General features: G+C 35.8%; 22 protein-coding genes. 8 read left to right on the forward strand and 14 right to left on the reverse strand.

Annotation, left to right across the window (positions count from 1 at the left end):
• From obgE to M947_RS20850, 7 genes are all read right to left on the reverse strand, one after another.
• Entirely contained in the window at nt 1-1,101 is a 1,101-nt protein-coding gene (gene obgE / locus M947_RS20820) for a GTPase ObgE (RefSeq protein WP_021288083.1), read from the reverse strand.
• A gap of 218 nt (nt 1,102-1,319) precedes the next feature.
• The gene (gene rpmA / locus M947_RS20825) at nt 1,320-1,577 is read right to left on the reverse strand and encodes a 50S ribosomal protein L27 (protein WP_021288084.1); all 258 of its coding nucleotides are present in this window, start codon (nt 1,575-1,577) and stop codon (nt 1,320-1,322) included.
• A gap of 181 nt (nt 1,578-1,758) precedes the next feature.
• Nucleotides 1,759-2,067, reverse strand: a complete 309-nt coding sequence (rplU, locus tag M947_RS20830) for a 50S ribosomal protein L21 (RefSeq protein ID WP_021288085.1) — start codon at nt 2,065-2,067, stop codon at nt 1,759-1,761.
• A gap of 131 nt (nt 2,068-2,198) precedes the next feature.
• Nucleotides 2,199-3,218, reverse strand: a complete 1,020-nt coding sequence (locus tag M947_RS20835; RefSeq protein ID WP_021288086.1) for an aldo/keto reductase — start codon at nt 3,216-3,218, stop codon at nt 2,199-2,201.
• A gap of 208 nt (nt 3,219-3,426) precedes the next feature.
• Complete coding sequence (locus tag M947_RS20840) at nt 3,427-4,092, reverse strand: response regulator (protein ID WP_021288087.1); 666 nt, start codon at nt 4,090-4,092, stop codon at nt 3,427-3,429.
• Nucleotides 4,082-5,671 (reverse strand): sensor histidine kinase, encoded by a 1,590-nt coding sequence (locus tag M947_RS20845; protein WP_021288088.1) that lies wholly within the window; start codon nt 5,669-5,671, stop codon nt 4,082-4,084. The genes M947_RS20840 and M947_RS20845 overlap by 11 nt, the downstream gene beginning before the upstream one ends.
• The gene (locus M947_RS20850; protein ID WP_021288089.1) at nt 5,661-6,803 is read right to left on the reverse strand and encodes an ABC transporter substrate-binding protein; all 1,143 of its coding nucleotides are present in this window, start codon (nt 6,801-6,803) and stop codon (nt 5,661-5,663) included. The genes M947_RS20845 and M947_RS20850 overlap by 11 nt, the downstream gene beginning before the upstream one ends.
• A gap of 151 nt (nt 6,804-6,954) precedes the next feature.
• Between M947_RS20850 and M947_RS20855 the strand changes: the two genes are divergently transcribed.
• From M947_RS20855 to M947_RS20895, 8 genes are all read left to right on the forward strand, one after another.
• On the forward strand, nt 6,955-8,628 hold the full coding sequence (locus M947_RS20855; RefSeq protein ID WP_021288090.1) for a 4Fe-4S binding protein: 1,674 nt from the start codon (nt 6,955-6,957) through the stop codon (nt 8,626-8,628).
• Complete coding sequence (locus M947_RS20860; protein WP_021288091.1) at nt 8,621-9,235, forward strand: TorD/DmsD family molecular chaperone; 615 nt, start codon at nt 8,621-8,623, stop codon at nt 9,233-9,235. Before M947_RS20855 ends, M947_RS20860 begins: the two co-directional genes overlap by 8 nt.
• Before the next feature lie 83 nt (nt 9,236-9,318).
• On the forward strand, nt 9,319-9,543 hold the full coding sequence (locus M947_RS20865) for a twin-arginine translocation signal domain-containing protein (protein ID WP_021288092.1): 225 nt from the start codon (nt 9,319-9,321) through the stop codon (nt 9,541-9,543).
• 235 nt (nt 9,544-9,778) lie between these two features.
• Nucleotides 9,779-12,577: a molybdopterin-dependent oxidoreductase gene (locus M947_RS20875; protein ID WP_081666492.1), complete on the forward strand. Its 2,799-nt coding sequence runs from the start codon at nt 9,779-9,781 to the stop codon at nt 12,575-12,577.
• Nucleotides 12,578-12,587: 10 nt separating this feature from the next.
• On the forward strand, nt 12,588-13,178 hold the full coding sequence (gene fdh3B, locus M947_RS20880; protein WP_021288095.1) for a formate dehydrogenase FDH3 subunit beta: 591 nt from the start codon (nt 12,588-12,590) through the stop codon (nt 13,176-13,178).
• Nucleotides 13,179-13,187: 9 nt separating this feature from the next.
• Entirely contained in the window at nt 13,188-14,135 is a 948-nt protein-coding gene (locus M947_RS20885) for a cytochrome b/b6 domain-containing protein (protein ID WP_021288096.1), read from the forward strand.
• Nucleotides 14,136-14,141: 6 nt separating this feature from the next.
• Nucleotides 14,142-14,972: a formate dehydrogenase accessory sulfurtransferase FdhD gene (gene fdhD, locus M947_RS20890; RefSeq protein ID WP_021288097.1), complete on the forward strand. Its 831-nt coding sequence runs from the start codon at nt 14,142-14,144 to the stop codon at nt 14,970-14,972.
• A 71-nt stretch (nt 14,973-15,043) separates the two neighbouring features.
• Complete coding sequence (locus M947_RS20895; protein WP_021288098.1) at nt 15,044-16,018, forward strand: hypothetical protein; 975 nt, start codon at nt 15,044-15,046, stop codon at nt 16,016-16,018.
• 171 nt (nt 16,019-16,189) lie between these two features.
• On the opposite strand, the gene serA is transcribed toward M947_RS20895, so the two are convergent.
• From serA to pheS, 7 genes are all read right to left on the reverse strand, one after another.
• The gene (serA, locus tag M947_RS20900) at nt 16,190-17,785 is read right to left on the reverse strand and encodes a phosphoglycerate dehydrogenase (protein ID WP_021288099.1); all 1,596 of its coding nucleotides are present in this window, start codon (nt 17,783-17,785) and stop codon (nt 16,190-16,192) included.
• A gap of 32 nt (nt 17,786-17,817) precedes the next feature.
• Entirely contained in the window at nt 17,818-18,297 is a 480-nt protein-coding gene (locus M947_RS20905; RefSeq protein WP_021288100.1) for a hypothetical protein, read from the reverse strand.
• A 1-nt stretch (nt 18,298) separates the two neighbouring features.
• Nucleotides 18,299-19,957, reverse strand: coding sequence for a 30S ribosomal protein S1 (locus M947_RS20910; protein ID WP_021288101.1), 1,659 nt, complete (start codon nt 19,955-19,957; stop codon nt 18,299-18,301).
• A gap of 100 nt (nt 19,958-20,057) precedes the next feature.
• A complete protein-coding gene (locus M947_RS20915; protein WP_021288102.1) occupies nt 20,058-20,891 on the reverse strand; it encodes a 4-hydroxy-3-methylbut-2-enyl diphosphate reductase in 834 nt (277 codons plus the stop codon).
• A gap of 126 nt (nt 20,892-21,017) precedes the next feature.
• A complete protein-coding gene (gene aroA, locus M947_RS20920; protein WP_021288103.1) occupies nt 21,018-22,298 on the reverse strand; it encodes a 3-phosphoshikimate 1-carboxyvinyltransferase in 1,281 nt (426 codons plus the stop codon).
• A complete protein-coding gene (gene pheT / locus M947_RS20925; protein ID WP_021288104.1) occupies nt 22,295-24,637 on the reverse strand; it encodes a phenylalanine--tRNA ligase subunit beta in 2,343 nt (780 codons plus the stop codon). The genes aroA and pheT overlap by 4 nt, the downstream gene beginning before the upstream one ends.
• Nucleotides 24,634-25,626, reverse strand: coding sequence for a phenylalanine--tRNA ligase subunit alpha (pheS, locus tag M947_RS20930; protein WP_021288105.1), 993 nt, complete (start codon nt 25,624-25,626; stop codon nt 24,634-24,636). The genes pheT and pheS overlap by 4 nt, the downstream gene beginning before the upstream one ends.
• Nucleotides 25,627-25,696: the final 70 nt, after the last annotated feature.

The raw sequence follows: 25,696 nt of genomic DNA on the forward strand, positions 1-25,696 counted from the left end.
TTAGTCTCTATCTACTTGAACAAGGTTAAATAGTGCATGTTTTAATGCTGAGATATTTTTTGAAGTAGCAGAAGATATAGGAACTATAAAGTAAGGTTTAGCTCTATCATATCCAAGTGTTTCATCTGCACTCTCTTGTATGAAGTAAGGAAGATCAGCATCAAAGTCAAACTCACTTTTTTTAGTTGGAGTCAAATCAAAAAGTTTTATAAAACCATTTACAAGATTCTCTACATCCTCTTGTGGCACTGCGTCTTGACGAGTTAGAGCTATGGCAAATTTATTTTCACCTAGATTTTGTGAGAAAGAAGAAATCTCATCTCTTAGAGTATCTATCTGCTCTGCTAAATCTCTATAAGAAGCCAAGTCTATCATATATAAAAGTATCTTAGTTCTCTCAATGTGTCTTAGAAACTCAATTCCAAGCCCTTTACCTTCATGAGCACCACCAATGATTCCAGGTATATCAGCCATTACAAATGACTCATAATCTCCAATATCTACCTGCCCTAGTTTTGGTGTAAGCGTTGTAAACTCATAATTAGCTATCTCTGGTCTTGCATTTGAGAGGGTTGAGATAAGAGTTGATTTTCCAACATTTGGAAAGCCCACAAGCCCAACATCAGCTATAAGCTTAAGTTCCAGTCTTATCTCTCTAGTCTCACCTTTTTCGCCTGGTTGTGCATAAGTTGGTCTTTGATTTGTTGATGATTTAAAGTGAATATTTCCAAGTCCACCTTTACCACCTTGTAAGAACTTAACTTCTTGGCCATCAACAAGCATATCAAGAAGAACTTCACCACTCTTAGCATCTACTATCTGAGTCCCTGGAGGAACAATAATAACTTTTTTTTGACCTGCTTTTCCGCTCATTCTAGAACCCTCGCCAGGTCTTCCGCTATCAGCTTTTATATGCATCTTTTTTTGAAAGTGAGATAGTGTGTGAGTGTTGTTATCACACTTAAACCAGATATCTCCGCCTTTTCCACCATCGCCACCGTTTGGACCGCCATTTAGCACAAACTTCTCACGACGAAAAGCGACACACCCTTGTCCACCTTTTCCTGAACTAACCTTTAACTCAACGCTATCTGTGAACATTGTCTTTCCTTGTATATATACTATAATCAGGAAGTGGGACTTTAGTCCCGCTAATAGGCGAGGCTAAAGCCTCACTTCCGAATTTTATTAAAAAACTTAAAAATTTACTGTTGACAATTAAAAAGCAAATTGTTAAATTTTAAATTCTCAAAAAAAGTGAGAATAAAATGAGTTTGAGGTAGAAAGATATTTGAGCCAAGGCTCAAATATTTGTGGAATTATGCAGCAGTTACTATTGAAACTTGTTGACGCTTTTTGTCTTTTCTATGAAAAGTCACAACACCATCAACTAGTGCAAATATAGTATGATCTTTTCCCATACCAACATTTTTTCCAGGATGAACTTTAGTTCCTCTTTGGCGAACAATGATGTTTCCAGCTACTACAGCCTCTCCACCATATTTTTTAACGCCAAGTCTTCTACCGGCTGAGTCACGATTATTCTGTGTACTACCCTGACCTTTTTTGTGTGCCATTTTATCTCCTTAAATTTAGTTCCTAAATTCAAGGAACCATTATATATATTTTATTACGCATAAGGAACAAAGTCCCTTATGCTACGCTAATACCCCAAGGGTACTCCGTTGTGCGCGCTAAGTTTTCTTCAGCAGAAGGCTCAAGCAACTAGTTGCTTAATAACTTTAGAAAACAACTAAACTATGCAGCTATTTTCGTGATACGAACACGAGTGAAATCTCTTCTGAAACCTCTTTTAACTTTAGAGTCTTTACGACGACGCTTTTTAAAAGTGATAACTTTTTTATCACGACCTTCATTAATTACTTCAGCAGTAACCATAGCACCATCTACAAATGGAGCTCCCATTTTAAGTTCTCCTGCATTTACAGCTAGAACTTCATTAATCTCGATAGTAGCTTTTGGCTCAAGAGACATCTTATCAAATAGTAAAATATCACCCTCTTGAACTTTATACTGCTTACCACCGTTTTTGATAATTGCGTACATGTACAATTCCTTGAATCTTTATAAAAGTTCGGAATTGTATCCAATCAAGCTTTAAGTTTTATTTAACTTAGATGTAAACTAGCAAATTCCTAGCATACAACTGTACTTTTAGTATGTAATAAAAAGTGATATCAACCCATCGGATACATAATTTCTTCTTGTATAATTTTTATCTTTTGCATTACCTCATCACTTAGTTCTAAGTCTATCGCTGCAAATGAGTCATCTAGTTGCTCTGCGTTTACTGCTCCTATGATGGTAGATGCCACAAAATCAAACTGCTTTGAGTAGGCTACGGCTAGGGTTACTGGGCTTATATCTAAACTCTTTGCTATCTCCATATACTTAGCTGTAGACGCTAGAGTTTTCTCATTTACAAACCTTGCGCCTTGTGCTTTTTTTCTAAGGTCACTACTTTTGAGATACTCACTAAACCTTGCATCTGATGGGTAAAATGCTCCATTATACTTGCCACTTAAAACCCCACCAGCTATAGGCGAATATGGTAGAAGTGAGATTTGCTCTTTTTTACAAACTAAAGAGAGCTCATCTAAAAATCGTGGATTGTTCAAAGAAAAGTTGTTTTGAATAGACTCAAATCTTGAGATGCCAAGTCTCTTTGAAGTCTCATTTGCTTTTGTTAGTCCATAAGCACTATCGTTTGATGTTCCTAAGTATCTAACCTTACCCTCTTTTACAAGCTCATCAAAAGCTAGGAGTGACTCTTCGATGGGAACTATAGTATCTGGCCAATGCATCTGGTAAAGGTCTATGTAGTCCGTTTGAAGTCTCTTGAGACTCTCCTCAACTGCTTTTTTGATATGAAACTTATCTATGGCAGTAAAACCATGACGAACGGGAGGAACAAACCAACCATTTGCAGCACCAGCTATCTTAGATGCCAAGATGATGCTATCTCTTTGTTTACTCTTTAACCACTTACCGACAATAGTCTCAGTAGCTCCAATATACTTCTCATCTGGTGGAACTGGGTAAAGTTCCGCAGTATCAAAAAAGTTTATACCACGCTCGTACGCTTTATCCATTATCTTAAATGACTCTTGCTCATCACTCCAACTACCAAATCCCATAGTCCCTAAACATATAGGCGTAACTCTAAGCCCTGTTTTTCCGATGTATCTATATTTCATTTATGCACCTTTAAAAAATTATTACTTTGACTCTACCATCTTAAGATACAACTCTTCAACCCCCTCTCTTGCCCAAGGAGTTTTTATAAGTCTCTTTTAATAGAAACTTCCCTATCTTTAGGGACGTTTTTCTAGGAACGCTAACTCATGGCATTCACTTCCGAGAGAAATTTTTCATAATCTCTTAGCTATAGCATAAATGTCACACCTACACAAACTCCAAAGCTCTCTGGTCGAACTGATATGTTTTGTGGGCTATTTTTGTTAGGATTTTTTTGCTTGCCAAATCTTTAAATAATTTTATAAGAGTTGGTTTTGAGATGTTTACCTCCTGCATGATGTCCCCATATGACGCTATGAGTTGATCTTTTTCATCTAAACTCTCTACTATAAACCTTATAACATCAACTTGTTTTGAGTCTGTGATGGCTGAGATGGTTCTGATGATATTTGAATTTTTTTGTATCTCTTTTTCTTGCATAAGTGGAAGTACTATATCATGCAGAGAATTTAGTAACTCTTTTAAATTTATGGGCTTTACTATATAGTTTTCTACCTTTAGTTTTATGGCGTCTAGTAGATACTTTGTATCTGTATGAGCAGTTGTAAGAATCGTCGGTATGTGGATATTATGTACCTCTTTTAACTCTCTTAAAAAGTCGATGCCATTTTCATTTTCTAGCAAAATATCTGAAACTATCACATCAACTCTGTGCCCCTTTATAACTTCAAATGCCTCTTTTGAGGTCTTTATGGCAAAGATATTGTTTACAAAATCTCCAAGCATATCTTTAGTCTGATGTAAAAGTGAGTCATCATCTTCTAAATAAAGTATGTTGTATCTATTTAGTATATTTAAATTTCTAGTTACCATTTTCATCCTTTAGTGGTATGCTTATGCTAAAGAGCGTACACTTTTGAAACTCTTCATCTTGTATTTTATAGTAAACATTCTTACACTCGATTTTACCGTTCATATGTTTTTGCACAATCTGCTGGGACATATATAGCCCGATGCCAGTTCCGCTACTTTTGTACTTTGTAGTATAGTAAGGCTCAAAGATGTGTTGTAGAACCTCTTCATCTATGCCACCACCATTATCTACTATATTTACTCTTATGTTATTTTTTGACTTTTTAACCACTACTTCTATGAGCCTTCTATACTCTTTGTCCTTTAGTGCATCTATCGCGTTTGAGATGATGTTTAAAAAGACATGAGAGAGCTCATTATAAAAACCATAAATCTCTTCATCAGCTTTTATATTTAAGACAAATTCTATCTTCTCTTTTTCTAACATATACCTAGACAAAAGGAATGAGTGCTCAATACATTTTTTTATATAAAACCGCTCTTTAGCTCTACTAGGTTTAAAGAAATTTTGAAAATCCTCAAGTGTTTTTGACATGTTTTCGCCTAAAAGAGTTGCATCTTCAACTTTTTGTTTTAAGACTTCTGGAGTCAATTTTCCTAGCTCCATCTTTGTCTCAAAGCCCTGCACTATCATCATAAGTGAGGATAGTGGCTGTCTCCACTGATGGGCGATGTTTGCTATCATTTCACCAAGAGATGCAAGTCTTGCTTGTTGAAACATTATAAGATCTTTTTTCCTTGAGTTTGCCACCTCAAAAGTTATACGTTTCTCTAAAGATTCATTTAGTTTTAGTAGCTCTTTAGTTTTTTCATTTACCGCATCTTCAAGCCTAAAATGAAGCTTTCTAAAGTGCATGATTATCATAATTGAGAGAACCATTGAAAAAACAAAGACAAAAACTATAAAGATGTTTAGTATCATCGAGAGAGTATTAAAGATATTTTGAGTGTCACCCTTTTCACGGATGGCCATATTTAGGTCATAGTTCGTTAGGTTTGTAAGGTAGATGGAGATCGCATCTACTTCAAAGTTTACTTTTTGTATAAGAGTCTCTATCTTTTGGCTTTGTGAGCCTTTTAACTCAACTAAAACCTCACTAACTAAACTATCTACTCTTTTGATTTTTTCATTTATATTTGAGATGATACTTCTTTGTAAAACTTTATTTTGGTTTTGGTTTCCGATACTAAAGAGCTTTTTTATAGCCTTTGTAATAAAAGAAGCCTCATACTCATCTGAAAATCTTACCTCTAAGTACTTTGCCCAGTTATCTCTAATGATTTGTTCGCCTAAAGTTATAACATCATAGGAGTATTTCAGATCTATATTTTTGTTATAAACATCACGTATAGTCTCTTGAATATTTATGAGATAGGCATCTTTTATAGCTTCAAGTTTTAAGATAGGCTTTGTTCTTTTTTCAAACAAAACATCAAAATCATTTTTTATAGTATAGATGGAGATTTGTGAGAGAGCTATGATGGACATCATTCCGCCAATGATAACAAACATCAAGATAGATGTTTTGTATGAAAATGAAGTTTTCTCTATTGATGAGAATAATTTTTTAATCTTCATTGTTTACTTCTATAAAGCTTGAGTCTTTGTACTCGTAAAGATAGACTTTGTTGTGGAGTTGCGTGTTTTTAAAGTCAATCTCTAAACCGCCTAAAGAATCACTTTTAAGATCTTTTATCTCTTTTAAAAACTTCTCTCTTGTTATAACCCCTTCTATATTTTGTAGAGCTACCACCACTGTTTTTGCAGCAAGAAATGACTCTAGAGATACAAAGCCAAGAGCTTGATTTGGATAATATTTTTGCATCAGCTTTTGATACTCTAAAACAACACTTAGCTTAGAGCTTTTGTAGTTTGGTACAACTTCACTAAAGAGTAGGTTTGTAGTGCTTTTATCCAGCTCTTTTACCATCTCATCTGCATCTCCAAAAGAGATATTGCAAAAGTAAGTATCTTTAAATATCGCATCCTTCTTAGCAGTTTTTATAAAAAGAGCATTGGCTCTATAGGCTCCAACCATTAGTATTGCCTCAGGTTGAACACTCCTTATCTCATAGAGTGCATGTTTTATGGAGAGGGTATTTCTTTTGTAAGTCCCCTCGCCTGCTAGTTTTAAGCCCCTCTTATTCAAAGACTCAAGGAGCGATACAAAACCCTCCTCACCATAATCATCATTTTGATAAAAAACTGCAAATCTTTTTACACCTTTTTTTTCATAAAGATACTTCACTATAGCGTCTATCTCTTGGGCGTAAGAGCTTCTAAAGTTTACAAAGTGTTTATTTCTTTTCTCTCTTAAAAACTCAGCTCCACTAAATGGAGCAATAAGAGGAATCTTTTCTTCCTGAAGTATAGGTAAGATTTTTTTAACCGTTGGAGTTCCAACAAAACCAAAAAAGACAAATATTTTTTCATCTATAAGCTTTTTTATATTTTCAATGGTTAGCTCTGGCTCATATTTATCATCATAAACAACAAGAGATATTTTTTTATTTTTTAGAAGATTGTTATCATTTACATGAGAAAAATAAGCATCTGCTCCACTATAAACTGCACTGCCCCACGCTTTCATAATCCCTGTACTAGGAACAGAGATGCCAAGTTTTAAGTTCTCTTGCTCAAATTTCTCATCTCTTAGTGAAAAATATAAAAAAATCAAAACACCAAATAAAGCTAGAAAATACTTTATCACTCATAAGCCTTTTTTATGATGATTATATCATAAATGAATCGATTTTTAACGTCTCAGATATAAGTAAAATATATTTTACTATTTAAGTATTATGAAAGTTTTATGCAGTTAAACTTTGGTAATATTTTTTTTACCAAAAAAGGAGTTATAGATGCAAGAGTTTATCTACTATAGTGATAGAGGGCTTGATTTTCCACTTCCTGAGAACATTCTCGTAACTTCGACTCATGACAAAGAACAAAAGAGTAATTTTATAGTCTCAAACTCTGAGGAAATCCATGGAGAAGTCATAGCCGATGAGATAGACTTTTACATCTCAAACTCCCAAGATCCTATAGCAAAAAAGATTAAAAATGTTGAGAAACTATACGAAATAAACGCCATTCGCTTTGATATGGCGCAAGATGCAAGCTTCAGCCAAGATGTATCTAAAGAAGTTTTACTCATTGCAACAAAAGAGCAAAGAGAGAGTTTTTTAAAGGCTATGGTTCCAGATGAGTTTAATCTTTTTCATGTCCTACCAGATGCCATCAAGTCTATTGATGGGCATATTGGGGCTCTCAGTGCTGTTGTAAATGACTCATTTAAAGATGCTACGCTTAAAGTCTCTCAAATAGTTTGGTTTGGTCGTGACAAAAAAAAGAAAGAGAGAAGCGGAGTCTTTGACCCACAAGAGAGTTCTATAGATGCAACACTTGCCACACTCAGAGAAAATCTTACAAACTATGACTATAAAAAGTTTACTATTTATGATCAAAATATTTGCCAATATCACGAAAGACGAGAAGAAGTTTGCACAAAGTGTGAAGAGGTTTGTCCAACTGTTGCCATCATCAAAATCGATGAAAGTAAACATCTAAAGTTTTCACAAATAGATTGTCATGGCTGTGGCGGTTGTATCTCGGTATGTCCTTCTGGTGCACTAGACTATGCGCCAACTACGAGAGAGAGCATTTATGAGATGGCTAAACTTTTTCGTGCACACACTCCTTTAGTTATCCCACAAATCATGAGTCTTAAAGGTTTAGAAGTCTCTTTAAAAGAGAGTATCTTACCTCTTAAGATAGAGGGCGAGAAGTTCCTGCATGAGTCAACTTTTCTGACTCTACTTCAAGAGTCTGGTTCTCAAGTAATCTTTTACTCAGACTTTTTATCTAAGGGCGTAAAAGACTCCATCTCCATACTAAATCAAATCTATCAAAAAAAGTACAACAAAGATGCAATCTTAGTAGCTTCAAACAAAGAAGAACTCCAAGATGCGATGGATAGAGCTGAGTTTATAGAAAACTCAAGATATTCATACAATGAGATAGGCTCTAGAAAACGAGAGGTTTTTTCTCTCAGGCTCTCACATATGATAGGCGAAGAAGATTTGGGAGTAGTAACTACTGGCGAGCATGTCCACTACGCCACTGTAAAGGTTGATCAAGACAAATGTACACTCTGTTTAGCTTGTGTTGGAGCTTGTAATGTAGATGCACTTGTAGCAGACCCAAAGACTTATGAGTTAAAACTAAACGCTTCTATCTGTACGTCTTGTGGATATTGCGAGCCATCATGTCCTGAGAAAGATTGTCTCACACTTGAGAGTGACATTATAGAGTTAAAACCATCTTGGTTTAAAGAGACAACACTTGCTAAAGATACTCTTTTTGCTTGTGTTGAGTGTGGGGTAGAGTTTGCGACTACAAAGTCAGTTGAGAAAATTGCTGCGATGATGGGACCTATCTTTGCCTCGTTTAGTCCAGTAAAACAGAGAACACTTTACTGCTGTGAGAACTGCAAACCAAAACTAATGATAAAAGAAGGACTACTAAATGCGTAATCAAGAAATAGATAGAGCAAGACTTTTTATATACAACTTACTATCTCTTTTACTTGTGGAAAATCATGTAAAAAATGAACTGCCAGAAATCAAAGAGAACCTAAAACTTCTCTCCATCAACTCTTTTGATGATGATGTGATCGAAGCTGCTGCGTCAATCCTACAAAACTTAGAGAGTGGTTCTGATGATGAGTTTTATGTTGAGTATCAAGAACTGTTTTTAGTACCTTTTTCATCTTTTATCTCTCTTAGTGCCTCGTACTATTATGAGCAAAGAGAGGGTGGAGCTATGCTTTTAAAGGTAAGAGATATCTTAGCTAAGACTAAGATTAGAAAAGATGAGGCTCATTTTAGTGCTCCTGAAGATCACTTTGGTTTTATCTTTACTTTAGCAGCCTACCTAGTAGAGCAAGAGATAAAAGGCGAGCTAGATGCAGCTCTGCAAAAAGAGCTTTTTGAAGCGGTTATAAATCCATTTTGCGATGAGATAGCTTATAAAATGATGTCTAGTGATACAAAGATTTACTCCTATGTTGGAGCAATTTTGGGTAACTTTTGCAACTTTGAGAGATCTTATTTAGATATAGCAAAAATCAAAGCGGCTTAAAAGAGGAGGAGTTAAGAGTCACCCTAAGAGTTTATACAAACTTTTAGGGTGGCTTTTAACCACAAATAAGAAGAGGAGTGAATATGTCTGATGAGATATTAAAGAGAAGAGACTTTCTAAAACGTGCTGGGATTGCCGCTTCAGTTCTTGCTACTTCAGTAGTCGCAGTAGCTGCTACGACAGAGGATAAGCACAGAGGAGAAAGCGACAACATGGGAAATGGTGTTGTAACTGGAAACTCAAATAAAAAAGAGATTTTGTACACAAAAACTCAAGCCTGGGAAGAGTTTTACAACTCAGCTAAATAATAAAAACGGACTTGTTCGTTTTGACAATACAACTCTCGAAAAGTTTACTTTTCGTAGCTTTAGGGGGTTGAAAGGGACTTTAGTCCCTCCTATTAAAACGGACTTGTTCGTTTTGACAATACAACTCTCGAAAAGTTTACTTTTCGTAGCTTTAGGGGGTTGGAAGGGACTTTAGTCCCTCCTATTAAAACGGACTTGTTCGTTTTAATATATAAATAATAGAAGGAAGAATAAAATGAAAATGCTTAAAAGCTTTGGAAGAAGAAGTTTTTTAAAAATGGCTTCACTTGCAACGGCTACAACAGCAACTTCTGCATTTGCTAGCAATAGCGTCTTAAGAGGTGCAACCAAGGATGAGATTAGAAATCCATATCCTGGCTCAAAACTCATTAAGACCATTTGTACGCACTGTTCAGTAGGTTGTGGAGTTATAGCTGAAGTTCAAAACAATGTATGGGTTCGTCAAGAAGTAGCTCACGATCACCCTATTAGTCATGGAGGTCACTGCTGTAAAGGTGCCGATATGATTGATAAAGTTAGAGGTACAAACAGACTCAAATATCCAACTGCTAAAGTAAATGGCAAATGGACAAGACTTGACTGGGATAAGGCTATGAGCCAGATTTCAGACCAACTCATTGGCATCAGAGAAAAATATGGTGCAGATGCAGTTCAGTTTTTAGGTTCTGCGAAATGTAGTAACGAGCAAGCTTACTATATAAGAAAGTTCGCTGCTATGTTTGGAACAAACAACATAGATCACCAAGCTAGAATTTGACATAGTCCAACAGTTGCCGGTGTGGCAAATACATGGGGTTATGGAGCTATGACAAATCATCTAGGTGATATGCAAAACTCAAAAGCTATTATAATTTTTGGAGCAAATCCAGCGTCTAATCATCCGATTGCGATGCAACATATACTCAAGTCAAAAGAGCAAAATGGTGCAAAGATTATTGTAGTCGATCCAAGATATACAAAAACTGCTGCAAAGAGTGATCTATATTGTCGCATAAGAACAGGTACTGATATTGCATTTTTATACGGAATGATAAGACTCATCCGTGATAACAAATGGTATGACAAATCTTTTATAGACTCAAGAGTCTATGGAATGGATGAGATTTTTAAAGAGTGTGAAGAATACACTCCAGAGCACGTAGAAGATGTAACAGGATGTCCAAAAGAGATTCTTATCCAAGCTACAACTGCCTTTGCAACAGCAGATCCAGGTTGTCTTATTTGGAACCAAGGATGGACTCAACATACTGTAGGTTCATCAAACACAAGGCTAGGTTCAATCCTACAACTCGTACTTGGAAACATGGGTAAACCAGGTGGTGGAACTAATATCCTAAGAGGTCATGACAATGTTCAAGGATCTACAGATATGGGTTGCCTCTCTGATACTCTTCCGGGATATTATGGGCTTGCTGAGGGTTCATGGAAGTACTTTGCATCTCAATGGAAAGTGGACTATGACTGGTTAAAAGGCCGCTTTAAGTCTCAAAAGATGATGGAATCAAAAGGCTTTAGTCTGAGTCTCTGGATTCACGGTGTTTTAGATGAAGCAAATGCTAAAAACAACGCTGACACTCCTATTAAAGCACTAGTATGTATAGGAAATGGAATTTCAACTATTACTCAAACAGACAAAGTTAAAGCAGCACTTGATAAGCTAGACTTGGTTGTTTTTATAGACCCATATGTAAATGATGCTGCAGTAATTACGACAAGAGAGAACAATCTTTATATGCTACCAGCAGCATCTCAGGTTGAGTGTTCTGGAACTGTTGTAAACACGGGAAGAACTGCACAGTGGAGAAGTAAGGTTATAGAGCCTCTTTATGAAGCAAGACCAGATGAAGAGATTCTGTTTGACTTTGCAAAAAGAATGGGTTTTTATGATGAGTATACAGCTGGTATGGGCAAAGGCAGAGAGTTTACTTGGCCAGAAGATGCAACAGATGAGATAGCTAGAATCTTAAAAACTGTTGGTTTTCAAGGCAGAACAGCTGCAAGAGTTAAAAAGCATACTCTTAATTGGCATCTCTTTGATACAACTTCACTCAAAGGAAGAGGTCCAGTATCTAAAGAGTATTATGGATTGCCATGGCCTTGTTGGACGCAGGAACATCCAGGAAGCCCTGTTTTATACAATGTAAATCTGCCAGTTAGTCAAGGTGGAATGGGTTTTAGAACTAGATTTGGCACTGAGCGTAATGGTGTATCTCTACTAGCAGCTCAAGGCGTGGCACCTGTTGGTTCACGCATTAAAGGTGGATATGATGAGATTACTTCTAAAAACATAGAAGAACTGAGTGGTATCAAGCTAACAGATGAAGAGAAGAAACTCGTTGAGGGTAAAAACTGGAAGACTGATGATAGTGGTATACTCGTTAGAAATGCTCTTGCAGCTGGACTTGCTCCTTATGGAAATGCAAGAGCTAGAACTATTGTTTGGGGCTTTAGAGATGAGATTCCAAAACATAGAGAGCCTCTGCACTCATTTAGACATGATTTGATTAAAAGATATCCAGCAGTAGCAGATATAGAGAATCACTACAGAACAAATGTTCGTTATGCAAGTGAACAAACTGCTAAAAACTGGGTTGCAGAACATCCTATAAATATAGTCTCAGGAAGAGTAGTTGAGCATATGGGAACAGGAACTGAGACAAGAGCATCTAAGTATCTATCTGAACTCTCAGGAGAGATGTATGGTGAACTCCATCCAGAACTAGCTGCAAAACTAGGTCTCAAAGATGGCGAAATGATGTGGGTCTATGGTACTGGAGAGGGTAAGATTAAAATTAAGTGTAGATACTCTTATAGAGTAGACAAGAGTTCTGTCTTTTTACCTCAAAACTTCTCTGGAGTTTGGAGTGGCGAGAGCTTAGAGAGTAGATATCCAGCAGGAACTGCTCCTCATAGTTTTGGTGAGAACTCTAACCAAGTTACAAGTTACGGTTACGATCAACAGACTTCTTGTCCAGAGACTAAGTGTTCTTTGGTAAGAATTGAGAGAGCATAGGAGAAGTAAAATGAGTAAGCCAGAATATGCGAGAATGAAATTTTACTGCGATGAGAATCTTTGTATTGACTGTAATGGTTGTGTTGTAGCTTGTAAAGAGGCTCACGAGGTTCCAGTTGGAGTAAATAGAAGAAAAGTTGTAACTATCAACGAGGGTATTGTAGGTAAAGAGATGTCTATCTCTATGGCATGTATGCATTGTAGTGATGCGCCATGTCAGCAAGTATGTCCAGTTGATTGTTTTTATATAAGGGTGGACGGCATAGTCCTTCACGATAAAGATAAGTGTATAGGTTGTGGATATTGTCTATTTGCTTGTCCTTTTGGTGCACCGCAGTTTCCTCAAGATGGAGCTTTTGGTACAAAAGGTAAGATGGACAAATGTACAATGTGTGCAGGTGGACCAGAGGAGACTAACTCACCTGCAGAGTTTGCAAAATATGGACAAAACAGAATTGCAGAGGGCAAAGTCCCAATGTGTGCATCTATGTGTTCAACTAAGGCCTTGTTAGTTGGTGATTCAAACGAAGTAGCGGCCATTAAAACATATAGATCTGTAGCTCATGGAAAAGGCATATCAACACAGTCTTACGGTTGGTAGGAGTATATTATGCAAAGTAGTACATTTTTTACTAGAAACAAAGCATATATACTTACCCTTTTAGGTCTAGGTCTACTTGGTTTTATATTTGTCGGATTTATGATGATTATGGATTGGGAATACTTTTTAAAGTATCCCCTCCATGTTATTTTAACCGGAGATACTAGCGGAGTTCTCTCTGAGCCTACTTCAAACTATCAAGCTATGGTAAATGCAGCTTTTGGTCCTAGTTACAACTCTATTGCCCCGGAGATTATTCGTGCTAGTAATGAGAGACAAGAGTTTATATGGTGGGTTTTTGTAGCTGAGATTGCAATCTTTTGTTTTATGTATGCAAAGTACGGAAGAAGAGTTGCAATAGTTACAAATCCTAGTGATGAAGTTGAAGTTTTTTCTCTATTTCATAGAGCTGTGATTTGGTTAAATATTATCATAATTTCTGCTTTAATAATTACAGGTTTTAACATAACTTGGGGTATGCGCTCAGGTGGGGGAGATCTAGTAGCTTTTCTAAGAGCCTCACATGAGATGCTAGGTCTTGTCTGGCTTCCTTTATGGTTTGCTATGACCATTATCGCATTTAAAGATGCAAAGATTCTTTTTAATAACTCTTTAACAAAAAAGTTGATTTTAAAAGGCAATTATTCGCCAATGAGAAGAGTTATCTTTATAGTCTTTGTTATTATGGGGGCTAGTCTACTCTTTAGCGGTATAGTTATTTGGTATATTGATCCTGATGCCTTTACGCACAGTGAGTTTATTCAACTTAAGAGATATTTACTCTATGTCCATTTTGGAGCTAGCGTACTGATCATGTTTTTCTTGATGGATTTTGTTTACTCGGTAATGATCGCAGTAAAAGGAAATCTTAAAGGTTTAATCACAGGAAAGTATCCACGAGAACATCTTGAGCAGTTAGCACCAGATGTTTTAGAGGATATTGAAGAAAAAAGGTAGTCTGGCATGACTAAATTAATGACAATCACAGAGATTTTACAACTGCATCCTAACTTAGGTGAGCACACTAAAAGAGTGGTCATAGAGAGGTTTGATTTAGATGGAGTCGATACCTTTGAAGATTATGTTATAAAAGAGCAAAGAGTCAAGTTTTTTCTAAATGGAGTAAAGTTTCTATCAGTTATGTGCATCGCAAAATATCAAGATGCACATATTGTAGGTTTTTTACTCTCAGAAGCTGTTATAAAGAGTCTTGATGATGTTAAGAGTCTTAAAGTTAGTGATGATGGGCTAAGTGTTTATGTAGATGCAGATGTCTCACAAGAGGGTTATGATAATCTCTTTAAAGAAAAGACTCTAACCTCAGGCTGTTGTATCGGTGTAACAGGAAATGCAGAGGAGCTTTTTAAATGCTCATTTATTAGCACCGACTACACTATTAGTGCAGAAGATGCACTAAAGACAATGAGAAGTTTTTCAAAGCCATCTGAGCTATTTGATAACACTGGTTGTGTGCACAAAGCAAGGCTTGTTTTAGAAGATGGTAGCTCTTTTGAAGCCGAGGACATAGGAAGACACAACGCTATTGATAAAGTTGTTGGTCTTGCATGCTTATCTAGAAAAGATATTCAAAGATCTGTTTTATATGCAAGCGGAAGATTATCTATGGAGATGGTGGTAAAGTGTGTTATGCACAAGATTCCCATAGTGATATCTAAAGCCGCTGTTACATTTCAAGGTATAAAAGCAGCAAATGAACATGGCATCACACTTGTCGGCTTTGCAAGAGGAAATAAGATGAATCTATATACTCATTCAGCTAGAATAGGAGTATAAAAAAGATTTTCGTAGGTACTTCCATCTGCTTCTTTTAGCTAAGAAGAAGTACCTACTTATAGAGGTTAAAAATGCTATATCTAAACAAATTACAATATAATCCACTTATAAACATAGAACTATCAAACTCACTCTCTCTAAATGCACTAGAGCAAAATCAAGAATATGAAAAACTTTGTTTAGACTATCAAACAAAGTACAAACATAAGATGATAAAAACATTCCCATTTTCAAAAATGGGTTTTTTAGGTCTTTTTCTTGAGTTAGATGCAAAGATTGCAATTAGTCGGGGTGAGAGCGAAGCTGTTGTAGAAGCTGGTTTACTGTATGAAAAGCTTGGTTTTAAGCTTATATGGCTTGAGTTAAATAGAGATGGAAGTGTAGACTTATCTAAACTAGTAGATGCAGAGTTTATTTTTATCTCATCTTATGTGATGGATACCTTTGTCAAAACAGATATAAAAGGGATAAAAAAAATAACAGATGCAAAGATAATTTCTAATGCATCTGCTCACTTTGATGAGAATAGCGATGCTATTTATTTTGACTCTTACAAATTAACAGGCTTTGCTCTTAGCGGAGTTTTACTTTTTGGTGATGAGATATTTGAGCTAACAAGTATAGGCTTTATGGATACTATTGCACTAAAACTCTGCTTTGATGGGCTAAAGATGCAAAGCTTTAATTTTGAGTTAAAAGCTAAGTTTTTAAAAGAGTTAAAGAAGAGTTTTAAAGAGGATATTTACTTTTTTGTTTCTCCTACTTCCACACTTGAATACTCTTTGCATTTTGGACTAAAACATATAAAAGCTAGAGAGTTTATAAGAACTCTAGCACTTTGCAAAATCTTTATAACAAATGGAGAGGGATGTTCACTAGGACTTGCAAAACCATCAAGAGTTATCCGAGCCATGGGTTATAGTGATGAGCAAAGTAGAAATTCTATTGAGTTTTCTTTTATGAATGAGATAAGCGATGAAAGGATAGAGAGTATAGTAAAGACTATGCGCCTAAAATATACTCAGCTTATCTCTTTTAATGATTGATATTGAGCTTTAAAGTCATCATGGCTTTTGGAAGCAATTTTAGCTTCGCACTGTGAGTTTTAAAGTGTTTTGGGGCTTTGAAGAAGGAAGTGACTCTCAAGCCTTGTCTGCGAGGTTAAAACCTCACTTCTGGGTTATCTCACACTAACTTCGCTTTTGATGATTTGTTATCTAGATTCTCGCGTAGTTAACACTCAAACAAGCATCAAGCTCTGATAGTTCTTGCAGAGTTTTTTCATCAACTACATCATCAACTAAGATAACTGCTAACGCTTCTGCATCTTTATTTCTTGCAAGCGAGAAGTCTGCAATATTAACATTGTTTTTAGCTAAAGTAGAACCTATACTTCCAATAACACCAGGAACATCACTATTTTTAAACAAAATCATATTGCCCTTTAGTGCCACTTCAATATCAAAACCATCTATTGCAACTATACGCTTAACGCCATCATCAAAGATAGTAGCACTTATAGTTGTAGTTCCCTCGGATGTAGTAAGTTTTACTGTTATAAGGCTCTTAAAGACTGATGAGTCGCTAAGCTCTTCTGATTCTATCTTGATACCTTTTTCTTTTGCAACAAACTCAGCGTTTACATAGTTTATAGTATCACTTGAACTCTCACTCATAGCGCCAACTGCAACAAAAGTAGAGAGAGACTCAACATACTTAGCTATCTCACCTTGACCGCTAACTTTTATAGCTACGATTTGAGACTGGTTTATTTGAGATGCCAAGAAACCAATTTTTTGTCCCATCTCAAGAAATGGTTTTACAAAAGGCGGGATCTTACTCTCATCTATTGGTAAGTTCATAGCATGAGCAAATGAGATGCCTTTAGCTGCTTCTATTGCATTTTGTGCCGCTTGAGTTCCAATGTTATACTGAGACTCATAAGTGTTTGCACCTAAGTGTGGAGAGACTATAATGTTATCAAGTTCTAGGAGTGGATGATCTATTGCTGGTTCTTTGTTAAAAACATCTATACCTGCAAAACGAATCTTTTTAGATTTTAGGTTATTATATAATGCTTCTTCGTTATAAAGCCCACCTCTTGCACAGTTTACTAAGACTACTCCATCTTTCATTTTCGCAATCTCTGGCTCATCTATCATGTTTAGAGTCTCTTTGTTTTTAGGCGTATGAATCGTAATAATATCACAAGCTAAAATATCTTCAAAATTTTTAGTATAAGTCATATCAAGATCAGTCACTTTTGATGGACGAATATATGGGTCATAAGCAATAATATCCATCTCAAAAGATTGAGCTCTCTTTGCTACACGTGAACCGATGTTACCAAAACCAATAACACCTAGTTTTTTACCCTTCATCTCATAACCGTACCATTTTTCTCTTTTCCAGATTCTTTGGTTTTTAAGGTGATCATGTGAGTATGGGAACATCCTCATACATGAGAGCATATGAGTCATTGTAAGCTCAACTGCAGCTATAGTATTTGCAGTTGGTACATTCATAACGATTATGCCCTCTTTTGAACATCCCTCGATATCAACATTATCAACACCAACACCAGCACGCACTATTGCTTTCATATTTTTTGCAGCTGCAATAAAAGTGGCATCAACATCTGTAGAACTTCTCGTTATTGCTACATCTGCATCAGATATAATATCAAGAAGTTTTACCTTATCCTCATCAGCCGCCATTATAAAGTTAATATTCTCATCATTTTTAAGCATCTCTAGACCAGCTTCATGAATATGGTCACAGACTACTATTGTATATTTTTTAAGACTAGGCATTTAGTGCCTCCCTATATGTAGTTTTCATTATTTTACACATCCTCTTTAAACAGCTCTACTTTTGCTGATATTTGATAATTTTTTAAAACCCTTACCAAAGAGTTTAGTCTCTCTACATCTTTAGAGTAGATAAGCAACTCTACACTATCTTTGTCTCTCATAAGATAATATTTCAAGCTATGCTGCTTTAGCTCCTCTTTTAAACAAAAGAGTTGGTATGGGTCTAAGAGCGAAGCTGAGAGCTTATAGATAGTTTCACTAACTATCTCCTCATCTAAGTCTAGCTCTATAAATACTTCATTTACAGGATAAAAATATCCTAGCGTTTGGGTTTTTGAAAAATGATTTAACCAAACATCTTGGGGTTTTTTCTGCGTGACTTCACTCTTATGTGTAAGTGGTTGCCCATAGTCTTGCTCGTATGAAGGATTTATAGAGATAAGAAAAAAGATGATAAAAATGGCAACTCCTAGTGCTAAGACTGGAGTGAACCATTTTAATATTTTTTGCATCTTATTTGAATTTGTCTTTTATAAGATCTCCTAGAGAGTTTGACGCCGTATCATTAATCTCATCTAAAAGTTCTTGATTTTTAATGTAGTCTAGTTTTTTAACAGATAGACGGATACGGTCTCTTTTTGTATCTATTACTGCGATTGCAGCCTCAATCTCTTGACCTACCTCTAACTCTTCTTTTACTAGTGGAGCCAAATCTTCATCACGAATAAGTGCATCAACACCATCTTCAAGTGACACAAAAACACCAAAATCTTTGATATCACGGATAGTTCCTTTGATAGCAGTGTTTACTTTGTGGTTAGTTGCAAATTTATCAATAGGACTCTCTAGTAAAGTTTTACGGTTTAGTGATATTTTTTGATCTTCTTCATTGATTTTAGCAATCTTTACTTCAACTTCTTCACCAACTTTTAAGACATCCCTACACTTAGTGTTTTTATCCCATGAGATATCTTGGTTATGCAAAAGCCCTTCTACTGAACCAACACGAACAAACGCACCAAAATCAGTTAGAGATGTAACCTCTCCAGTTACAACGTCGCCCTCTCTAAAGTTTTTGACAAATTCGTCAAATGGTTTTGGAAGAAGTCTCTTAAGTGAAACTCTAAGTTTATGAGTCTTAGGATTAATCTCAATAACTTCAACATCTATCTCTTGTCCAACACTTAAATAATCATTTGGGTTTTTAACATTTTTGTTCCAAGTGATTTCCGAGATATGTAGAAAACCTTCTATATCATTTCCTAAATCCACAAAAACACCATAAGCTTCAATATTTGAAACAGTTACAGTGATAGTATCACCTTCATCTAGCTCACTCTCAACTTCTGCCCATGGATCCGGTTGAACAGCTTTGATAGATAGAGAAAGATGTCTTTTGTCTTTATCATAAGAGATAGCTTTTACAGTTACTGTATCACCCTCATTGTAAAGTTTTGAAGGATTAACTGGACCTTTATAGCTGATTTCATTGTAGTGAACTAGCCCATCAACACCACCAACATCTACAAACATTCCATAGCTAGTGATTTTTTTGATATTTCCCTCAACGATAATATCGTCTTGCATTAGTTTGTCAATGATCTCTTTTTTCTTTTTTCTCTCTTCGTTAAACAATTTACGACGAGATACTACTATAGAATTTTCTTCTGCATCTACTTTTATTACTTGAGCTTTTATTTTACGACCAACTACATCATCACTCTCTTTAAAAGCAGCGAGTGAGCGGGGCATAAAGAAAGAAACATCATCAGCTTCTACTACATATCCACCACGATTTTTCTTAGTAATGACACCCTCAATAACTAAATCTTCAAAGTCTTCTTTGTGTGCATCAATAAAGTCAATGGTTTTTTGTAGCTCTAATACTTTTTTGTAAGAGATTTTAGGACGCTCATTGTAGTATCCCATAACCATTACTTTTATCTTATCGCCAGTATTAAACATCAAACTGCCATCTTTTGAGCGAATCTCATCAAGGTTTATAATACCCTCTAATTTATCGCCAACACCTACTAATGCTCTGTTCTCATCTTCTTGAACCTCAACTATCTCACCCTCTACGATGCGACTAGTTTCTTGTTGTTTCTCACTTGCAGCAAACATCTCTGCAAAATTTTCTTCTTCTTCGAATGATTCGTTATCGAACGCCATTGCCTATCCTCTTGTTACATAAAAATTGCGTGATTGTACCTTAATTATGTTTATTTTACTATAAATTTAAGAGTATAGGTTTGAAATTTTGATAAAAAAGCTATTTGTTAATATTGTTTTGTATGGAGTTTACTACATTTTGGATAATCCAATCAGGTGTAGACGCACCAGCACTAATGCCACAAAACTCTTTATCTATAAACCACTCATAATCCAAATCATTTTCATCTTCTATATGATAACTAGATGGACAAAAATCTTCTGAGATACTAAAGAGTTGCTTAGTGTTTGACGAGTTTTTTCCACCAATGATAATCATAATATCAGCTTTTTTAGAGATTTTTCTAACAGCCTCTTGGTTTTCAAAAGTAGCATTACAGATGGTGTTAAAAACTCTAACTTCTTTATGTCTAGGAATAAGATAGTTTGCAACTTCCATATAGTCTTCAACTCTTCTAGTAGTTTGGGCCACAAGAGCAACTCTCTCTTTTAGCTTTACGTCTTCTAAATCTTTGGGGCATGTTACAACTTTAGCTCCATAAGTAGCATAACTTTTAACTCCCTTTATCTCAGGATGAGCTTCATCTCCAAAGATAACAATGTCATAGCCAGCTTCGCTCATCTCTTGGCAAATCTGTTGTGGTTTTGTCACATAAGGGCAAGTTGCATCTACAACATCAACCCTGTTCTCTCTTAACTCTTCAAGCTCATTTTTTGGGATACCGTGAGTACGAATAACTGCCTTATCGCCTGTTTTAAAACTTTTATGGTCATCTGTGAGCCCAACCTTAAAATCTCTATCAAGTCTTGCAATCTCTTTTGAGTTATGTATGAGAGGTCCATAAGTAGCAGAGTTTTTATTCTCTTCTGCTATCTTAATAGCACGCTTGACTCCAAAACAAAATCCATAATTTTCAGCTAGTTCAATTTTCATATTATTTGTCTCCTTTTCTTTGAACAAGTCCAAAGAAAATTCCTCTCACTAAAGCTACGCCTGTCGGCGAGAGGCTTTTTTATATTTGTCTCCTTTTCTTTGAACAAGTCCAAAGAAAATTCCTCTTTATTTAAATTCTACTTTTGTTATCTTTTGTAGTAGTTCAAAAAAGTTTGGAAAAGATGTGTTGATGCACTCTATATTAGTAACATTCATCCCACATCTAAGCCCTGCGATGATAAAGCTCATAGCAATTCTATGGTCTCCATGGCTATCAACTCTTGCACTCTTCATCTCGCCACCTAGAACTTTATAACCATCTTTATACTCATGAACTTCTATGCCAGTTGAGCGTAGACCCTCAACTACTGTAGAGATTCTGTCGCACTCTTTTACACGTAACTCTTCGGCATTTTTAACTACACTCTCACCCTCTGCACATGCAAAAGCGATAGAGAGAGCTGGGAGTTCATCTATAAGCCATGAGATATTATCTTCTACTACGATGCCCTTAAGCGGAGCATATTTTACATGTATATCGCCTATTGGTTCATACTTGTTCTCAGTTAGCTCATAGCTAATATCCGCTCCCATTCTCTCAAGTGCCTTAAAAGCTTCAATGCGAGTAGGATTTAGTGTAACACCCTCTAAAACTATACTTGCATTAGGTGTGATAGCCGCGGCAACTGCAAAGAAAAAGGCACTTGATGGATCAACTGGAACTCTAATACTAAGAGGAGATAAAAGCTTTTTCATAGGAGTTATTGTAGTTTTTAGTCCATCAACCTTTATATCTGCTCCCATCCCTTTGAGCATTCTCTCAGTATGGTCACGAGAGAGCTCTGGTTCAGTGTATGAACAGACTCCATCAGCACTAAGTGCCGCTAAAATCATACAAGATTTAACTTGTGCAGATGCAATTTTACTCTCATAATCAAAGGCTTTAAGGCTAGCTCCACGAATACTAAGCGGTGCTAAGTTTGACTCATCTCTTCCATCTATAATAGCACCAATTTCACGAAGAGGCTCTGTTACTCTCTTCATCGGTCTTAGCCTAAGATATTTATCGCCAGTCAAGATAAAATGACCCTTTGCAGAACTTAAGAGTCCACAAAAAAGTCTGATACCAGTTCCAGAGTTTCCACAATCTAAAATCTCAAAAGACTCTTTAATGCCATCAGAGGTGATTTTTATACTATTTCCATCATCTTTAACTTTAGCTCCAAGATTTTTGATAATCTCTAAAGAGTTTAGAGTATCCTCAGCTCTTAAAAAGTTTTTTATCTCGCTAGTTCCATTAGCCAACATTGCAAACATAGCACAGCGATGTGATATTGATTTATCAGATGCGATATCATCTGTTTTTAGAAAAAAACTACTCGCATTGCTAACTATGACTTCACTCATCTAAGCCCTACTTTTAGCTCTTCACTCAGAGCTTTTAAAATAGTATCCATTGTTGATGTAATGTCTTCTTCTTCTAATGTTTTTTCATATGATTGAAGCACAAAACGGATAGAGAGACTCATATTTTTCCCTAAAGCTTTATCACTATACCTATCCACTGGATAAAATCTAACAAGCTCTTTTGTTGCATTTTTTTCAATCACGCTCTTAACTTCTTCATACTTCATAGATTTTGGCATTATAATACTAAGATCTCTTATCGATGCTTGGTATTTTGATGATGCTTTTGCAGTCTTGAGTCCATATGAGAGTTTTGTAAAGTCTAGCTCACAAAGGTAAGTAGCATAAAGGTCATAACTCTCTTCAACACTAGGATGCACACGAAAAAGCTCTCCAATTATTTCGCCGTTTTGTATAACTGAAGCACACTGATAGGTATGTGAAAGTTTATGTTTACTCTCATGCTCCTTTAGTTCAAACTCTCCTATAATATCTGAGATTTTTTGACTAAAGTGTGCAAAATTAACACTGTGAGGTTTTCCAGCGTTTAAAAGACTATCTTTTTCTTTATCCCCACTAAACATAAAAGCCATCTTTATAGATTCATCTCTAGTTGGACTAAAGACTGAGCCAACTTCAAATAGTTTTATGGAGTTTTTCCCATTTTTAACATTGTGTGAGGCAGCTTTAAGCAGACCAGTCATAAGTGTAGGTCGTAAAGTGTCAAGTGTGTTTACTATTGGATTTATTAACTCTAACTCTTCATGAATTGTCTCAAATCCATACTCCTTTAAAACCTTTTTTTCATCAAAAACAAAGGCTACATTTTCAAAAAAACCACTCTGTGCAGCTCTATGTCTATAGATAGTTCTTTTTTTGTATGCAAAATAATCATCTTGAAGTTTAGAAGATTCAGCAAAAACCAAAGGCTTAGATGGAATGTTGTCAATTCCGACAAGACGCACTATCTCTTCAACTATATCTTGCTTATGTGTGATGTCATGACGAAATCTAGGTACAGTTATAACAAAGTTGTCCTGAGATGATTTGTTTGTATCAAAGCCTAAGTTTCTTAAAATTTTAGTGATCCTAACTCTATCAATCTGGGCACCAATAATCTCATCTATCTCTTTTTTTGTAACTGTTATAATCTTATCTTCATAAGAGTCACCAAGCTCTATAGTTCCACCATAAACAAGTGAAGATGAGTATGATTCTATGATATTTAAACAAAAATCAAGTCCTTGATTAAGCTCAGGTTCACTTCCTCTTGATGTTCTATAGTACATAGGTCCAGAGTCTATCTTTGACTCTTGCATTTTTTTAGAGATAATATCTGGTGGAATATAACTAGCTTCTATTAAAATAGTACTCTCATCATCTTTTGCTTTAGACGCATCTTCTTGGATAATTCCAATAGTTGATGCTTTCTCATCTCTTGCATTAGAGTAGATACTTGCATAAGAATTTTCATCTTTTTTAAGCTCGATTTTTGCTATGGACTCGCCCTCGGTAGAGAAAAACCCATAATCATAAGCTCTTAAAATAACACCACTACTATGTGTTACATAGAGCATAAGCGACTCTATATCTGTGCCTCTTGATTCTTCTAACTGTGCTAATCTTAACTTAATAATAAGAGGAAGAGTTAACTCTTTTACATCAACTGCTCTGTAGCGAAGGTTTACATCAAGCTGAGTTTCATGTGAGAGGCTTAAAATTCGCCCTATTCCTACTCTTTTGTCTTCATCTTCATTTATCATAGTCTCTATAAGAGGTCTGTCATAAGCTGCGCTTAAATCTCTTGCAACACCTCTAATGCTAAGACAATCTCCACGATTTGCAGTTAGTTCTATCTCTATAAGCTCATCATTTAGTGTATCAATTGTGCAAACTTCTTGACCTAATTCATACTCGCCGATACTACTATCTAACTCTAAGATGCCTTCTTGTGCATCTTCTAGCCCTATCTCAGTAGCACTACAAATCATTCCTTCAGATTCAACACCTCGAAGTTTGACAGGCTTTATCACAACTCCACTTGGCATACATGCACCAATAGTTGCAACTGCCACATCAAGTCCAGCTCTCACATTTGAGGCACCACAAACAATTTGGCGAACACTTGTGCCAATATCAACCTTACAAATATTTAGCTTATCAGCATCAGGATGCTTTTCGCACTCCAAAACTCTACCTACTATTATTTTTTTAGCAACATTGTAGCTATGAATACGGTCAACTTCTAGCCCAATAGAGTTAAGCTTTTTAGCCAAATCCTCAGTTGTGACAGAGCTAAGATCTATCCACTCATTTAACCAACTTCTTGTAACTATCATTGAAACTGCTCCAGCAACTTTATATCTCCTTCAAAGAGTGAACGAAGATCTCCAATCTGATGGATAAGCATAGCAAATCTCTCAACACCCAAACCAAAAGCATAACCACTTACATTTTTATACTTAACCGCTTTAAAAACATTTGGATCAACTATTCCACATCCTAAAACTTCTAACCAACCTGTTTGAGAACAGACTCTACAGCCCTCACCTTTACAAAAAACGCAAGAGATATCAACTTCTGCTGATGGCTCTGTAAAAGGGAAAAATGATGGACGAAAGCGGACCTTAATATCACCAAACATATACTTCAAAAAGTCTTCTAAAATATACTTTAAATTGGCAAAAGAGACTTTGCTCTCATCATCAACTAAAAGACCCTCAACTTGATGAAACATTGGAGTATGAGTAAGATCATAGTCACGACGAAAAACAGCACCAGGAGCTATCATCCTGATGGGAGGTTTTTGAGCCATCATGGTTCTAATCTGAACAGGTGATGTATGTGTGCGAAGTAACATCTCATCTTTAAAATAAAATGTATCTTGCATATCACGAGCTGGATGATACTTTGGCAGATTCAAAGCTTCAAAGTTATTAAAATCATCTTCTATCATATCCCCAGTTTTAACTGCAAAATTCATAGCACAAAAGTACTCTACTATCCTATCCATTGTCTCCATTACAGGATGCAAAGCCCCTACTTCACTTTGCATGCTAAACATTGAGACGTCAATCGCCTCTGCTTGCATAGCTTTTTTTAGTTCTGCTGTTTGTAAGGTTACCTTTTTTGCACTAAGTTCACTCATTAAAGAGTTTTTATGCATATTTAAATCTTTTGCTATTTTAGATTTTTCTTGGCCTTTTGCATCTTTCATCTTGGCAAACTCTGCTGCTAAGACACCCTTTTTTCCAAATACACTGATGCGAATCTCTTCAAGAGCTTCAACACTCTTGACTTTGTTAATTTTGTCATACCACTCTTTCAATAGAGTCTCCATAATCATGAGGCAAATATGCCTCTTAAATTTTGAAATGATTATAGTCAATTATAATTTA

This window comes from Sulfurimonas hongkongensis, from assembly GCF_000445475.1.
Classification (GTDB): Bacteria; Campylobacterota; Campylobacteria; order Campylobacterales; family Sulfurimonadaceae; genus Sulfurimonas; species Sulfurimonas hongkongensis.

What these genes read in the sequence shown, in the direction of transcription:
- obgE (WP_021288083.1), bottom strand. Translation starts at nt 1,101, where the DNA reads ATGTTCACAGATAGCGTTGAGTTAAAGGTTAGTTCAGGAAAAGGTGGA.
- rpmA (WP_021288084.1), bottom strand. Translation starts at nt 1,577, where the DNA reads ATGGCACACAAAAAAGGTCAGGGTAGTACACAGAATAATCGTGACTCA.
- rplU (WP_021288085.1), bottom strand. Translation starts at nt 2,067, where the DNA reads ATGTACGCAATTATCAAAAACGGTGGTAAGCAGTATAAAGTTCAAGAG.
- M947_RS20835 (WP_021288086.1), bottom strand. Translation starts at nt 3,218, where the DNA reads ATGAAATATAGATACATCGGAAAAACAGGGCTTAGAGTTACGCCTATA.
- M947_RS20840 (WP_021288087.1), bottom strand. Translation starts at nt 4,092, where the DNA reads ATGGTAACTAGAAATTTAAATATACTAAATAGATACAACATACTTTAT.
- M947_RS20845 (WP_021288088.1), bottom strand. Translation starts at nt 5,671, where the DNA reads ATGAAGATTAAAAAATTATTCTCATCAATAGAGAAAACTTCATTTTCA.
- M947_RS20855 (WP_021288090.1), top strand. Translation starts at nt 6,955, where the DNA reads ATGCAAGAGTTTATCTACTATAGTGATAGAGGGCTTGATTTTCCACTT.
- M947_RS20860 (WP_021288091.1), top strand. Translation starts at nt 8,621, where the DNA reads ATGCGTAATCAAGAAATAGATAGAGCAAGACTTTTTATATACAACTTA.
- M947_RS20865 (WP_021288092.1), top strand. Translation starts at nt 9,319, where the DNA reads ATGTCTGATGAGATATTAAAGAGAAGAGACTTTCTAAAACGTGCTGGG.
- fdh3B (WP_021288095.1), top strand. Translation starts at nt 12,588, where the DNA reads ATGAGTAAGCCAGAATATGCGAGAATGAAATTTTACTGCGATGAGAAT.
- M947_RS20885 (WP_021288096.1), top strand. Translation starts at nt 13,188, where the DNA reads ATGCAAAGTAGTACATTTTTTACTAGAAACAAAGCATATATACTTACC.
- fdhD (WP_021288097.1), top strand. Translation starts at nt 14,142, where the DNA reads ATGACTAAATTAATGACAATCACAGAGATTTTACAACTGCATCCTAAC.
- M947_RS20895 (WP_021288098.1), top strand. Translation starts at nt 15,044, where the DNA reads ATGCTATATCTAAACAAATTACAATATAATCCACTTATAAACATAGAA.
- serA (WP_021288099.1), bottom strand. Translation starts at nt 17,785, where the DNA reads ATGCCTAGTCTTAAAAAATATACAATAGTAGTCTGTGACCATATTCAT.
- M947_RS20905 (WP_021288100.1), bottom strand. Translation starts at nt 18,297, where the DNA reads ATGCAAAAAATATTAAAATGGTTCACTCCAGTCTTAGCACTAGGAGTT.
- M947_RS20910 (WP_021288101.1), bottom strand. Translation starts at nt 19,957, where the DNA reads ATGGCGTTCGATAACGAATCATTCGAAGAAGAAGAAAATTTTGCAGAG.
- M947_RS20915 (WP_021288102.1), bottom strand. Translation starts at nt 20,891, where the DNA reads ATGAAAATTGAACTAGCTGAAAATTATGGATTTTGTTTTGGAGTCAAG.
- aroA (WP_021288103.1), bottom strand. Translation starts at nt 22,298, where the DNA reads ATGAGTGAAGTCATAGTTAGCAATGCGAGTAGTTTTTTTCTAAAAACA.
- pheT (WP_021288104.1), bottom strand. Translation starts at nt 24,637, where the DNA reads ATGATAGTTACAAGAAGTTGGTTAAATGAGTGGATAGATCTTAGCTCT.